The 13,783-nt window shown below is 42.8% G+C and carries 12 protein-coding genes; 3 read left to right on the top strand and 9 right to left on the bottom strand.

What is annotated here, in order from left to right; translation table 11 throughout:
* Positions 1–3: 3 nt before the first annotated feature.
* From PSH48_RS12585 to PSH48_RS12575, 3 genes are all read left to right on the top strand, one after another.
* Positions 4–498 carry a gamma-glutamylcyclotransferase family protein gene (locus PSH48_RS12585; RefSeq protein WP_273611685.1) on the top strand — a complete coding sequence of 165 codons (495 nt, stop codon included), beginning with the start codon at positions 4–6 and terminating at the stop codon, positions 496–498.
* 11 nt (positions 499–509) lie between these two features.
* Positions 510–2,051 (top strand): serine hydrolase, encoded by a 1,542-nt coding sequence (locus PSH48_RS12580; RefSeq protein ID WP_273611684.1) that lies wholly within the window; start codon positions 510–512, stop codon positions 2,049–2,051.
* Positions 2,052–2,128: 77 nt separating this feature from the next.
* Complete coding sequence (locus PSH48_RS12575; RefSeq protein WP_273611683.1) at positions 2,129–3,046, top strand: histone deacetylase family protein; 918 nt, start codon at positions 2,129–2,131, stop codon at positions 3,044–3,046.
* A 48-nt stretch (positions 3,047–3,094) separates the two neighbouring features.
* On the opposite strand, the gene PSH48_RS12570 is transcribed toward PSH48_RS12575, so the two are convergent.
* From PSH48_RS12570 to prmA, 9 genes are all read right to left on the bottom strand, one after another.
* On the bottom strand, positions 3,095–3,388 hold the full coding sequence (locus PSH48_RS12570) for a hypothetical protein (protein ID WP_004588636.1): 294 nt from the start codon (positions 3,386–3,388) through the stop codon (positions 3,095–3,097).
* Positions 3,389–3,390: 2 nt separating this feature from the next.
* Positions 3,391–4,200 carry a DUF2797 domain-containing protein gene (locus PSH48_RS12565; protein WP_055252638.1) on the bottom strand — a complete coding sequence of 270 codons (810 nt, stop codon included), beginning with the start codon at positions 4,198–4,200 and terminating at the stop codon, positions 3,391–3,393.
* 28 nt (positions 4,201–4,228) lie between these two features.
* On the bottom strand, positions 4,229–6,769 hold the full coding sequence (locus tag PSH48_RS12560) for an EAL domain-containing protein (protein WP_273611682.1): 2,541 nt from the start codon (positions 6,767–6,769) through the stop codon (positions 4,229–4,231).
* A gap of 374 nt (positions 6,770–7,143) precedes the next feature.
* Positions 7,144–8,427 (bottom strand): phosphoribosylamine--glycine ligase, encoded by a 1,284-nt coding sequence (gene purD, locus PSH48_RS12555; RefSeq protein WP_273611681.1) that lies wholly within the window; start codon positions 8,425–8,427, stop codon positions 7,144–7,146.
* A 16-nt stretch (positions 8,428–8,443) separates the two neighbouring features.
* The gene (locus tag PSH48_RS12550; RefSeq protein WP_273611680.1) at positions 8,444–9,265 is read right to left on the bottom strand and encodes a class I SAM-dependent methyltransferase; all 822 of its coding nucleotides are present in this window, start codon (positions 9,263–9,265) and stop codon (positions 8,444–8,446) included.
* A 97-nt stretch (positions 9,266–9,362) separates the two neighbouring features.
* Positions 9,363–10,949, bottom strand: a complete 1,587-nt coding sequence (gene purH, locus PSH48_RS12545) for a bifunctional phosphoribosylaminoimidazolecarboxamide formyltransferase/IMP cyclohydrolase (RefSeq protein WP_004588631.1) — start codon at positions 10,947–10,949, stop codon at positions 9,363–9,365.
* 324 nt (positions 10,950–11,273) lie between these two features.
* A complete protein-coding gene (gene fis / locus PSH48_RS12540; RefSeq protein ID WP_002957804.1) occupies positions 11,274–11,564 on the bottom strand; it encodes a DNA-binding transcriptional regulator Fis in 291 nt (96 codons plus the stop codon).
* A 19-nt stretch (positions 11,565–11,583) separates the two neighbouring features.
* Entirely contained in the window at positions 11,584–12,555 is a 972-nt protein-coding gene (gene dusB, locus PSH48_RS12535; protein ID WP_004588630.1) for a tRNA dihydrouridine synthase DusB, read from the bottom strand.
* A 282-nt stretch (positions 12,556–12,837) separates the two neighbouring features.
* Positions 12,838–13,719 (bottom strand): 50S ribosomal protein L11 methyltransferase, encoded by an 882-nt coding sequence (prmA, locus tag PSH48_RS12530; RefSeq protein ID WP_004588629.1) that lies wholly within the window; start codon positions 13,717–13,719, stop codon positions 12,838–12,840.
* Positions 13,720–13,783 lie beyond the last annotated feature (64 nt).

Below are 13,783 nucleotides of genomic sequence, written 5' to 3'. Positions count from 1 at the left end.
GTCATGCCTATTTATAATTTTTCGTTTGGATCGAATATGTCCTCTAACCGCTTGCTTGCGCGTTTACCAAAAGCAAAGCGAGTCGGCACGGCTGTACTAAAAGGCTACGAGCTTACGTTTAATATGTTATTTAAAGATGGCTCGGGCAAGTGCAGTATTCAAAAAAGTGATGACAAAAACGCCTTGGTATATGGCGTGGTGTATGAACTTGATGAAGCCGAAAAAGCAATTTTAGACACCATAGAGGGCCCAGGCTACGATTGCGTGGCTATTAAGCCCGCTTTGTTAGATGGGGAGCAAATAGAAGCCCATTGCTATATTGCAAACACCCACGATAACGATGTACTGCCATACGACTGGTATATTCAGCACGTTCATCGCGGTGCACTTGAGGCGGGCGTACCAAAAGAATACAGTGATGCAATACTTAATCGGCCGCATAAGCCCGATACAAATAAAGAGCGTGCTGATATTGAATTTGCAGTGCACCAAAAATAATAAGGATAACCATGAAACTCACCAAATTAGCCAGTTTAGCGTTGCTTGCCAGTGCCACTTTTAATAGTTGGGCACAAATTAATACCACGGACTTAGAAGAGGTCATTAACACCTCAATGACACGCTTTGACGTACCGGGTATGGCGGTAGCGGTTGTGCAAGACGATAAAGTTGTATTTGCTAAAGGGTTTGGGACAAGCAACCTCAATACAAATGCAAAAGTGAACAAAGACACACTTTTTGGTATTGCCTCAAACACAAAAGCGTTTACCAGTGCAGCGCTGGCTAAGTTGGTTGATGAAGGTAAGTTAAGCTGGGATGACAGGGTAATTGACCACTTACCTGAGTTTAGGTTGTACGATTCCTACGTCACCCGCGAAATGCGTGTTCGTGATTTATTAAGCCATCGCAGTGGCTTAGGGCTTGGGCAGGGCGATTTAATGATTTGGCCAAGTACTGATAAATCTATAGAGGATATTTTAGCCGGCCTACAGTATTTAAAGCCAGCCAGCAGCTTTCGCAGCCAGTATGCCTATAACAACTTAATGTTTGTAACCGCAGGCGAAGTGGTGGCACGTGTATCAGGTATGAGCTGGAACGATTACATCGAAAAAAATATATTACAGCCTTTGCACATGGATAACTCTCGCGCGGGCTTTTCGCGTATTCCAAAAAGCAATAAAAACTGGGCAATTGGCCACATACCAATGGATGGTAAGCTCAATCCTTTTTTTGTTAACTACCTAGAAGATTTTAGAGGCGCAGGGGCTATTGCATCAAGCGTAAACGATATGAGCCAATGGTTACTAACGCAGTTAGCTGGCGGAAAAATGCCAAGTGGCGAGCAACTATTTAGTGAAAAACAGCAAGCGCAAATGTGGCACCCGCACATTACCTCTATGGCTTCTAAAAGTGCGTATGAGGCCTATCATCAGCAATTTAGAGGCTATGGGCTAGGTTGGAGCATTGAAGATTACCACGGCTTTAAAAAGCTAGGCCATGGCGGGGGTATTTTAGGTATGGTGTCGCAAGTTACATTATTGCCTGAGAAAAAGCTCGGCATTGTTATTTTATCTAATCAGCAAGCATTTAGTGCACTTTCGGCAGTAACCCACGAAGTGCTTGAAGATGCCCTTGAACTTGAAGATAAAGACTGGGTTGAAGAGTTGGCTAAAAAACATTTTGCGAGTAAACAAAAAGCCTACGCCAATGCAAAACCCGACACCCCAGCAGATTACCAGTCACAGTTACCTAATATAAATTACACCGGCACGTTACATGACGATTGGTACGGCGATGTAATTATTGAGCAACTCGATGGCAAACTACGTATTGATTTTACCCATACCAAACGCTTAAAAGGCACGCTTGAGCATTACACAGGTAATACGTTTATTGTTAAGTGGGATGAAAAGCTACTCGAGGCCGATGCGTTTATTCGTTTTGATATGGGCGCAAACAACCGTGTTAATAGCGCAAAAATGCGCGCCGTATCAACAGCGGTAACAGACTTTAGTTTTGATTTTAGAAACCTTAATTTAAAAGCTAAGTAGTGATGCTATACACCAAAGTCGCAAAGCCACCGTAAGGTGGCTTTGTTATATTAAGCACTCACATTAAAGGAGCGTTTATGCGTACTGCAGTTATTTCACATCCTCATTGCCGTAAACATAAAATGATTGACGAACATCCAGAGTGCCCAGAGCGCCTAGACGCTATTGCTGATAGACTTTTGGCAAGTGGTGTAGATATTGGCTTAACGCATCTACAAGCGCCTAAAGCGCAGCGTGAGCATTACTTATTAGCCCATGATGAGTCATTAGTTAACCTTGTGGAGCGCTTAGTTCCTCAGCAGGGGCTGCATAACCTTGATGGCGACACCTGGCTTTGCCCTGATTCATTTAAAGCGGTAGAGCGCGCCGTAGGAGCAGGGTTGCTGGCTGTAGATGAAATTCTCGCAGATAAACTCGATGCGGCGTTTTGCGCTGTACGCCCGCCAGGGCATCATGCCAATGCACACGCTTCATCTGGGTTTTGTGTATTTAATAATTTAGCTATAGCGGTTAAGTATGCCCAAAGTAAAGGCATTAAACGTATAGCAATTGCTGATTTTGACGTACACCATGGTAATGGCACCCAAGACATATTTATAAACGATGAAAACGTATTACTTTGTTCGCTATTTCAATACCCATTTTACCCAAACACGGCCGTAAAAAATAACAGCCACATAGTTAACTCCCCTTTGCCAATTGCCAGTAGTGGCGATGATTTAAAAGAAGTGTTTAATACCCAATGGTTGCCAAAATTAAAAGCCTTTAAGCCAGAGCTGCTATTTATTAGTGCAGGGTTTGATGCCCACCTAGAAGATGACATGGCAAGTTTAAAGTTTGTAGAAGATGACTACAGCTGGCTTACAGAGCAATTATGCGACGTTGCAAAAGAGAGTGGCTGCAAAGGTGTTATATCTTACCTTGAAGGGGGCTATGCGCTATCAGCATTAGGAAGGAGTGCTGTAGCGCATATAAAAGTGCTTAGTGAGTACTAAGACCAATCCGCAATAATACTTAATTAAGCGAATTGGTATAACTAAGGGTTACAAACCCAGTAAATCAAACGCCTGCTTGGTATTAAGGGTTTTAATTTTGCCAAGGCAGCATTGCCCTTCATTTAATAAATAAGTGGTGACCAGTTGCGCTAGCTGCTCCTGTGAAAGAGGGGCGCATGCAGCGCCTTGCAGGTCAACGTACTCACCTTGCTTGTTCAACACACGCACATTACTAAGCTCACTTTGCGTAACGCTGTGCAAACACGCTTCTTGTTCTTGTTTATCGTGCGCTATTTCAAGCTCATTATAAACAATTAATAACTGTGGAAAGCTGTTTAGCATAGTTACCCTACTGTTACCTCGTATGAGGTAAATTTACGCACATTAATAACGCCAGTATCAAAAATTAAGTACTGACCTTTTATACCTTGCAGCACGCCGCTTACTACTGGGTTTTTATCAAAATTAAACGAGCTAATTTTAGTAGGGTACTCTGTCACCGGAAAGTTTAAATCAACCACGTCTTCATCAAGTTGCTCTATGGCTGTGGCACCAAATAACTCGCTTAGCTCGTTTAATTTATCGCTAATTTGCGGGATCAGCTCTGCCGCAGCGGCTTTAAGGTCAATGGCTTCGTTTTGACCCTTTAGCATGTTACGCCAATTGGTTTTATCGGCAATAAACTCGGCCAATGCCACCTCAACTAAGCCTGATTGCAAACGTGTTTGTACTTTAAAAATAGGCAGTGCTTGAGTGGCGCCTTGATCAACCCAACGTGTCGGTATTTGCGTATGGCGAGTAATGCCTACTTTAAGCCCAGAGGTGTTGGCTAAATACACATAATGCGGGATCATGCAGTTTTCTTCGCCCCATTGCGGCTCGCGGCAAGTGCCTTTATCGTAATGGCAAGTTTCTGGTTTCATAATGCACATATCGCAGCTAGCAAGCTTGCGCATACACACAAAACAGTGGCCTTGCGAGTAACTCTTTTTGGTTTTTTTGCCACAGTTTGAGCATAAAATGGTACCGCTAAACGTCAGCGTTAACTCTTTACCAATGAGTGCGTTTAGGTCGACTAGGTTGTCGCCCACAGGAAGATGATATTGAACCGGCTCTGTTAAGCTCGATTTTAATTTACGCAAAGTGCCTTGCATCTTTACTTGGCCCCTAAAGATGTTGATATTAAAGCGTGGAGTTTAACATCTTTAAACTGTATTGGCTTTTTAAGAAATACAAATAGTCATCTAGGGGGAGTGGCTTAGCGTATAGGTAACCTTGCGCTCTGTCGGCGCCCATTTCTTTTAATAAGTGGTGCACATCTTGGGTTTCTATGCCTTCCATGGTTATAGATAGCCCTAGGTTATGTGCCATATCTATAGCGGTTTGCACAATCACTTTATTGGCGGTGTTATTCGTTAAATCAAATACAAACGATTTATCTACTTTGAGCTCCGTAAAGCGGTAATTAACCAAATAACTTAGCGATGAATAGCCAGTGCCAAAGTCATCAAGGACCACGCGCACCCCTAAATCAGAAAGCTCATTAACCAATGAAATAAGCGCTTCGTGGCTTTCGACTAATGCTGACTCCGTTAATTCAAACTTAAGAAGCTGCGCCGGAACTTGGTATTTTATAAGAATGTTTTCGACTTTTTCGGCTAGGTTTTTAATCGACAGATTTTTAGCACTTAAATTTACGCTAATTGGGTGATCGTTATAGCCTTGCTCGGTTAGTTTGACGATATCTTTACAGGCTTGCTCAATAACCCATAAGGTAAGCTCGTTAATAATACCTGTGTGCTCAGCAAGGGTGATCAGCTCTTCTATCGATACGCCTTTAAAAGCCGGGTCGGGCCAACGTAGCAGCGCTTCAGCGCCACATACTTGATTAAAGTTCAGCCCTATTTGAGGTTGGTAATACAACGCAAGTTGGTTGTTTTTAATCGCTTGTTGTAATTTAGCGGCCAATGCCACATCCATTAATATATTACTGCCGTTAGAAGCGCTTACTACTAAATCGTTATTACTTTTAGCTTTTTTAAGTGCCAAGTAACCCCGTTTCGTCCAGTATTCAAAGTCGTCACTGTGGGCTGCGCTACTAATCCCTATGTTATAGGTAAGTTGTAAGTTTAAGCCTTGAATTTCGTATTGTTTGGGTAGGCTATTTATAACTTTAATTAAGACCCTTTCAAGTGACTCCTGGTTTTGGTTTTTAGTAGATATGCAGGCAAATACCCCGCTGCCTAAGTCGGCTAAGCGGGGGCTGTTATTAAAATCTGTATCTAGGTTGGTAAATTCGCGCTCATGGCTAAGCTCTAACTCTATTTGCTTAGCCACATGCTTTATTAAAGTGTAGCCCTGTGATGGGGTAATAATGGTATTGAGCGAGTTAAAATGGCGGATTTTAATTAAACACAAGGTGGTATTTCGCCCCTGCGCTTGTAAGCTCATAAATGCTTGCTTTAATTTGGCACTGTTAAGTAATTTAGTTTGCTGGGTATGTGTAGCATGATAAAGCGCACGCTCGCGCTGGTAGCGCACTCTATCGGCAAGTGCCATAGCCATTAAAATAACTTCACACAATATAGCCACTAAAAACGCGTGACGAATCGCAAAGCTATAATCCAAATAGCCCGTTAATTCTAACGGCTGTATTGCCGCGCCAACAATGAGGGGAACCCACGAAAAAACGTAGAACTTCGCCCACCTAAAGCCCGTGCGTAGTTTGTTATAAATTAAAATAACACACGTAATATATAACAAGCTTAATACACAAAAAAAGATGGGTGCTGAAATGTACTCGGGTATAAATAAAGTGGTGATTGATAATAAAGATATTAAAATAAGTAGCGCTTTACTCATTTTATAGCGCCAGCATTTGTCCTTGTGGTAGCGCAAAAACATGGTGCAAAAGGCGAGCGTAAAAAAGGCCATTGCGTAGTTTGAAAAAATCACTTTTTCGTGTAAGTACAATTGCCACTCTAGGGGCCACAAGTAAAAGCCAAAGCCCATTACAATGCCCATTAAACACAGCGCACTAATTATATAGCCTATATAAACTAAATAAACGCGGTCTTTAATCCCAAAATAAAGCACTAAATTATACAGAGCAGCCATTAATAACACGCCGGCAAATATGCCCCAAATGCCGGTTTGCGAGCGAACTAAATCAACAAATTCTTTATGGCGATACAAATTAACTGGGGTTTTGCTGATCCCCGTTGTATCTATTTTTATGGCTAAGCGCTCTGTTGTTTTACTCTCAAGTGCAAAACGTATATGCGGTACGCTATATTGGAAAAGCGTGAGAGACTTTACTTTATCACCTAATTTATAGCTTTCTATAAGCTCATTTCTTTTGTTTAACCGATACACGCTGAGGTGATCAACCATCGGGTTATCAAAATGGGCAACAATGTCTTGAGCATCCAAACTTTTATTTTCAAGGTCTATAAATAGCCAATAGTTTTGCTGCTTAAAGCTCCATTGAATATCGGTTAACGGCTGGTGGGTGATTAGCTCGGGATTTAAAATAATATCGTTGAGTGTGTGAGATTTACTTTCATCTATGTAGTAGGCAAAGTCTAAATATACAGGCGTGGTTTTATCGATGGTATAGCGAGTCGGCACAACCAGGTTAGAAGCGAGTGTGCTAATAATATAAAATATGAAAATCAGTATGGCTATGGCCGCGGCATGATAACGTAAAGTTTTCGTTTCCAACGTTGTATACTTGTAATAAATCTTTTAATTAGTGTAGCACTAAAAAAGCGCATATAAACTGCGCTTTTTTAGTTAAATTTTTAGGACCTGCTTATCCTTCAGGATTAAAATTTGTTCTAACTAGGGACGATTTAATCGTGGCGCGAGGTTTGTAACCTAGTGGGCTAAGTAAAAACCGAGCAACAAAGAGTTAATCGTCCCTAGGACGAACCTTCGTGCAGCGCGTGTTTGGTATTTATACTGCGTTATCGCCTATTTATGGGGAATAACCACACTACATAGGCTCTGCCTTGCCTAAATACCAAACACACTACTGCAAATTTAATCTCGAAAGATAAACAGGCCCTAAGTTAAACCAATAATTTAGTTACAGGCTACTGCTCTCGGGCAATCGCTCTGTAAGCAATATCGGTGCGGTACTCCATACCTTCCCAGCTAACTTGTTTTACAAGCTCGTATGCACGTTGCTGTGCCTCGGTAACGGTATTGCCGAGTGCCGTTGCACATAATACACGTCCACCTGCGGTGACAACGTTTTCGCCATCTTGCTTAGTACCCGCATGAAATACTTTTTCATCAGCAGGGTAGTTAACTTTAAGGCCTGATATTGCATCACCTTTAGGGTAATCACCTGGGTAGCCTTTAGCAGCAAGTACAACACCTACGGCTGCGCGCGGGTCAAACTCAATGGTTGTTTTATCAAGTTCTTCGCGGTTTGCCGCTTCAACTAGTTCAACTAAGTCTGATTTAAGACGAAGCATCATAGGTTGCGTTTCAGGGTCACCAAAACGACAGTTGTACTCAATTACTTTAGGCGTGCCCTGGGCATCAATCATTAAGCCTGCGTATAAAAAGCCAGTGTAAGGATGGCCTTCGCTTGCCATACCCTCAACGGTAGGAACGATGACTTCGTTCATAATGCGCTGGTGGATTTCGTCGGTTACTACAGGTGCCGGAGAGTATGCGCCCATGCCGCCAGTATTTGGACCTTCATCGCCATTGTATGCACGCTTATGATCTTGGCTTGTTGCAAATGGCAAAATGTTTTTACCATCAACCATAACAATAAAAGAGGCTTCTTCGCCTTCTAAAAACTCTTCGATCACGACGCGGCTGCCAGCCTCGCCAAAAGCATTACCGGCAAGCATATCGCGAATAGCGTCTTCAGCTTCGCGTTCATCCATTGCCACAATAACGCCTTTACCAGCTGCTAGGCCATCTGCTTTTATTACAATTGGCGCGCCTTTTTCTTTTAAATAAGCAAGGGCAGGATCAATTTGTTCAAACGTTTGGTAATCAGCGGTTGGGATGGCATGGCGAGCTAAAAAGTCTTTAGTAAACGACTTAGAGCCTTCTAGCTGCGCTGCACCGGCTGTTGGACCAAAAATAGCGAGACCGTGTTCACGGAACTTATCTACAACGCCCAATACAAGTGGTACTTCAGGGCCAACAATCGTAAGTTCTACATTGTTTTGTTGTGCAAAGCTTAATAGGCCATCTAGGTCTTCAACGTTAATTGCAACGTTTTCTAGTTTTGGCTCAAGTGCAGTACCGGCATTACCCGGTGCTACAAATACAGTGTTTACTTTCGTGTTTTGAGCGGCCTTAAACGCAAGTGCGTGTTCACGGCCGCCGCTGCCAATGACTAATACATTCATGGCGAAATATTCCTATTTAAAGCGGTTTTTTAAATTTCAGCGTCATACGGTCGCTTTCACCAATAGCTTTGTATTTATCAGCGTCTTGTTCGCCAAGGCGTAAGCTAGGTGGTAGCGTCCACACCCCTTTAGGGTGATCGGCTGTATCTTTTGGATTGGCGTTAATCTCACTGCTTGCAACTAATTCAAATCCAGCTTTTTTAGCTAAATCGACCACGTAACTTTGCTTCATGTAGCCGGTTGATTTTTGATCCTCATCAGGTCGGCTTTCATCTAAGCGATGTTCAACTACACCTAATACGCCACCTGGTTTTAACGCTTTATAAAAAGACCTAAATGCACTGAGTGCGCCTTTAGTGTCTTTACCCATGTACCAGTTATGTACATTGCGAAAGGTTAATACCATGTCGGCAGTGCCGGCAGGGGCAATATCAGTGTGCGTTAATGGGGCAAACTCAGAAATTTTTACTTTGCTAAAACGCTCATCTTCGGCCACTTTTTTCTTAAAGCCGGCTAAAGAGCGCTGGTAGTAACCTACCGATGAATCACTCGGAAAATGCGCTGCGTAATATAAGCCTTGCTCTTTAAGTGCAGGGGCTAAAATTTCGCTGTACCAACCACCACCAGGGGCAATTTCAACTACAGTCATTGTTGGTTTAAAACCAAAAAATGCCAGTGTTTGCTCAGGGTGACGGTATTCATCGCGGGCGCTATTTTTAGCGCTACGCTCGCTTGATTGAATAGCATGGCTAAGGCTTGACTCATGGTTATGGCTAAGTGCCATTGTTGAGGTCAGCGTAAGCGAGGCAACAAGTAGTGACTTTAGTGCAAATTTCATCGTTTGTTCCTTAACATTTTATATAGGTGTTGAACCAGAGTACGTGAATTGATTGCAAACAAAAAGGGCTAAACGTTGTGTTTAACCCTTTGTGTGATTAGTGGCGGAAGTGGCGCATGCCGGTAAATACCATCGCCATGCCAGCTTCGTCAGCGGCGGCGATAACTTCTTCATCGCGCATTGAACCACCCGGTTGAATAACCGCAGTAATACCAGCGGCTGCGGCTGCGTCTATACCATCACGGAATGGGAAAAACGCATCTGATGCCATTACAGAGCCAGGTACTTCTAGGTTTTCATCAGCGGCTTTTATACCCGCTATTTTAGCTGAGTAAACACGGCTCATTTGGCCTGCGCCTACGCCAATGGTCATACCGTCGCGGGCATATACAATCGCGTTTGATTTAACAAACTTAGCCACTTTCCAGCAAAATAGTAAATCTTTAAGTTCTTGCTCAGAAGGTTGGCGCTTAGATACGACTTTTAAATCGCCTTGGGTAACCATGCCTAGGTCGCGGTCTTGTACTAAAACACCGCCGTTAACGCGTTTAATATCGTGGCCAGTTGCTTTGCCACTCCATTGACCACACGCTAATAAGCGTACGTTCTTTTTAGCTTCAACAATTTTTGCTGCTTCGCTTGAAACGCTAGGAGCAATAATTACTTCAACAAATTGACGCTCAACAATGGCTTGTGCTGTTGCAGCGTCAAGCTCGCGGTTAAAGGCAATAATGCCACCAAACGCTGAGGTTGGATCTGTTTTAAAGGCGCGGTCGTAAGCACTAAGAATATCTTCGCCAATTGAAACGCCACATGGGTTTGCGTGTTTAACAATAACACATGCAGGTACATCAAATTCTTTAACACACTCAAGTGCGGCGTCGGTATCTGCAATGTTATTAAACGACAGGGCTTTACCTTGTAGCTGAGTAGCTGTTGCAACAGACGCTTCGCTTACGTTGTTTTCAACATAAAAAGCAGCATCTTGATGCGAGTTTTCACCGTAACGCATATCTTGCTTTTTAGTGAACTGCATATTGATAGTGCGTGGGAATTTAGTCTCTTCAGCGGCTTCTTCAGTGTAATCAGGTACCATTTTACCAAAGTAGTTAGCAATCATGCCATCGTACTGAGCTGTGTGTTCATACGCGGCAATGGCTAAATCAAAACGTGTTTTGTACGTTGTCGAGCCATTGTTGCTTTGCATTTCGCTAATAACGCGCTCGTAATCGTTTGCGTTTACCACGATGGTTACGTCTTTGTGGTTTTTAGCGGCTGCACGAACCATGGTAGGTCCGCCAATATCAATGTTTTCAATAGCATCTTCAAGGCTGCAGTTTTCTTGAGCGACAGTATTCGCAAAGGGGTATAAGTTAACTACAACAATATCGATAGCAGAGATGTTGTTATCTGCCATTACGCTTTCATCTTGTCCGCGACGCGCTAAAATACCGCCGTGAATTTTAGGATGAAGGGTTTTTACGCGACCATCCATGATTTCAGGATGACCTGTGTGATCTGATACTTCAGTCACTTTTATGCCGTTATCAGCAAGGAGTTTGCAGGTACCGCCAGTTGATAAAATATCTACACCTTGCGCTTCTAGTGCGCGGGCAAATTCAACAATACCGGTTTTATCAGACACACTTAATAGTGCGCGACGAATAGGACGATGAGTATCCATTGTAGTTTAATTTCCTCAGTTAATGAGCTAGCTTAGAAGCGGGCATTTTAACTGATTACTACTCAAAAAACGACTTATAAAGCGCCAATAAGCGTGAGCATTTTGCAACATCTCTACTAAATTGTGCGCATAAAAAAAGCACCCTAAGGTGCTTTTTTGCATGATACCAATTGTATTTGATTAGTAAGCAGTTATAACGATAGGAAAACAAGTCTATAACAAGGCAAAAATTTTACAGTGTAGTTATTCTACATAAGAAATTTTTAACGCCGTTATGGGCTTGTTTAGTTCGTTAGCATGCTTACGATTTCAATATAATTGGTATTAGTTCATGCCATATTTTTTAAGCTTTTTACGTAAAGTACCACGGTTGATACCTAGTAAAATTGCCGCACGAGTTTGGTTACCACGTGTGTATGTCATTACTTCTTCAAGTAATGGCGCTTCTAGCTCTGAAAGAACAAGGTCGTAAACGTCTTGCACATCTTGACCGTTAAGCTGCTTTAAATAGTGGTGAACAGCTTTTTTTACTGCATCACGCAATGGCTGCGGTTTCTCGTGTGACTGAACATGAGGGTTTGTGATAAATGGAGAAGTCACGTTTTGTTCGAACATTATTTAATCTCTTTCTTTCTTAGTTAGCTGCTAGTGTTTTAAAGTATTGCGTTAATGCGTCAACCTGTGCTTGTGGGTTGTCGAGCGCATTAAATACTCGCCTAAACTGACCGTCACTGTCATGGGTTTGCAAATACCAAGATACATGTTTGCGAGCGATTCGCGCTCCCATTGGCTCGCCGTAAAACGCATGGAGGTTATCTAAATGCTCCATTAAAATACTTCGCACCTCTGAAATAGCAGGTGGTGGTAAGTGTTCTCCAGTTCGCAAATAGTGGTCTATCTCCCTAAATATCCAAGGGCGACCTTGGGCGGCTCGGCCAATCATGATGGCATCTGCACCCGTATAGTCCAAAACCTGCTTTGCTTTTTCTGGAGATGTAATATCACCATTAGCAACCACAGGTATCGACACTGAGCGTTTTATATCCCTAATCGTGGCATATTCTGCTTCACCTTTGTACATACATGCGCGTGTACGCCCATGTACGGCAAGTGACGCAATGCCATAACGCTCAGCTATTCTCGCAATCTCTACACCATTACGGTTGTCCTGATCCCATCCTGTACGGATTTTAAGTGTGACAGGGATATCAACAGCGTTAACCACTGCATCAACTATCTCTTCCACAAGTTCAGGAAACTGTAATAATGCAGAGCCTGCGAGTTTCTTGTTCACTTTTTTTGCTGGGCACCCCATATTGATATCTATGATCTGTGCACCGTTAGCAACATTGAATTGTGCGGCCTGCGCCATAAGCTCAGGATCAGCTCCTGCAATTTGCACCGCGCGTATACCCGACTCACCGCTGTGATCCATACGGTTCATCGATTTTTCAGTTTTCCAAACCTTCGGGTTTGACGATAACATTTCAGACACGGCCAAGCCTGCGCCTAAGCGGCGGCAAAGCTGTCTAAATGGTCTGTCTGTAATACCTGCCATTGGCGCGACTATTACATTATTCTCAAGTTGGTATGAACCGATACGCACTGTATTCAATAGGCCTCTTTTCAAGGGGCGCTAAGTTTACGGTTTTTTTAGGAAAAATCAAAGGCTATAAATTGAACAAAAGTGACTTTTTTTTGCCCTTTTCGTATTGACTTTTGATAACCGCATGACAAGTGGGTCGATTTGTTTGAAATTTAAACAAAAAATAATTTTGTCAAATTATGCATGCTAATTTTCTAACTGTAAAAAAATAGTAAAGCCTGTTAAATACAGGCTTTACATGCAAGTTTTGAGTTAAAACTCTAAATTTATAAATGTATGCGGTTAGCTATTTTTTGTGCCGCTTACACGGGTCCAATCACCCTCTAGTGCAATATCGTCAAGCTCAATAAACGGTGCGTAAATATCGGCAACCGATTGGGCTTGTTCTTCTAATATGCCCGACATAGCAATTTTGCCACCCGGTTTAAGTAATCCCAAAATTACACTGTGAAGCTCACGCAGCGGCTGCGCTAAAATATTAGCGACTACAATATCAGCACTAAACTCAGGTTGGTTTTCTGGTAGGTATACCTCAAGCTTATCGGCTACGCCATTACGTTGTGCGTTATCTAAGCTTGCTTCTAGTGCTTGCGGGTCAATATCAATACCTATCATGCGCTCTGCGCCAAGTTTTATGGCTGCGATACCTAAAATGCCCGATCCACAACCAAAATCAACTACCGTTTTGCCGGTTAAATCTTGGCTTTCTAGCCATTTAAGGCACAGTGCCGTTGTTGCATGTGTACCCGTACCAAACGCAAGGCCTGGGTCGAGCAGTACATTAACTGCATCTGGGTCTGGAATGTCGCGCCAGCTTGGGCAGATCCACAGTTTTTCGCCGAACTGGATTGGGTGAAAGTTATCCATCCACTCACGTTCCCAGTCTTTATCTTCTAGTTGCTCAATTTTGTATACCAGCGTGTCTTTAATTTCATCATGACGCTTAAGTAATGCAATTACCGCGTTCATATCATGATTGGCTTCAAATAGACCAATTACAGTGGTATCGGCCCAAAACTCAACGGTGCCAATTTTAGGCTCATAAATAGGTGTGTCTTTAGCGTCAATAAAAGTAACAGAGGCGCTGCCTGCTTCCATTAATAAGTCACTCACTGCATCTGCGGTAGCAGCATTGGCATTGATACGGATTTGGATCCAAGCCATGGTTGTTTCCTTTAAATAGAAAAAAGGCCGCTACAGCGGCCTTTTTAGTTTATATGAAGCGCTA

Origin of the sequence: Pseudoalteromonas sp. Angola-4 (assembly GCF_028599265.1) — a bacterium.
GTDB lineage: Bacteria > Pseudomonadota > Gammaproteobacteria > Enterobacterales > Alteromonadaceae > Pseudoalteromonas > Pseudoalteromonas atlantica.
Note: the sequence above shows the minus strand (reverse complement) of the source record. Positions and strands in the feature narration are given on the sequence as shown.

Bases quoted from the DNA above. Each gene is read 5' to 3' on its own strand.
- purD (WP_273611681.1), bottom strand. From the start codon at position 8,427: ATGAATGTATTAGTCATTGGCAGCGGCGGCCGTGAACACGCACTTGCG.
- prmA (WP_004588629.1), bottom strand. From the start codon at position 13,719: ATGGCTTGGATCCAAATCCGTATCAATGCCAATGCTGCTACCGCAGAT.
- PSH48_RS12570 (WP_004588636.1), bottom strand. From the start codon at position 3,388: ATGCTAAACAGCTTTCCACAGTTATTAATTGTTTATAATGAGCTTGAA.
- PSH48_RS12550 (WP_273611680.1), bottom strand. From the start codon at position 9,265: ATGAAATTTGCACTAAAGTCACTACTTGTTGCCTCGCTTACGCTGACC.
- PSH48_RS12585 (WP_273611685.1), top strand. From the start codon at position 4: ATGCCTATTTATAATTTTTCGTTTGGATCGAATATGTCCTCTAACCGC.
- PSH48_RS12575 (WP_273611683.1), top strand. From the start codon at position 2,129: ATGCGTACTGCAGTTATTTCACATCCTCATTGCCGTAAACATAAAATG.
- fis (WP_002957804.1), bottom strand. From the start codon at position 11,564: ATGTTCGAACAAAACGTGACTTCTCCATTTATCACAAACCCTCATGTT.
- PSH48_RS12580 (WP_273611684.1), top strand. From the start codon at position 510: ATGAAACTCACCAAATTAGCCAGTTTAGCGTTGCTTGCCAGTGCCACT.
- PSH48_RS12565 (WP_055252638.1), bottom strand. From the start codon at position 4,200: ATGCAAGGCACTTTGCGTAAATTAAAATCGAGCTTAACAGAGCCGGTT.
- purH (WP_004588631.1), bottom strand. From the start codon at position 10,949: ATGGATACTCATCGTCCTATTCGTCGCGCACTATTAAGTGTGTCTGAT.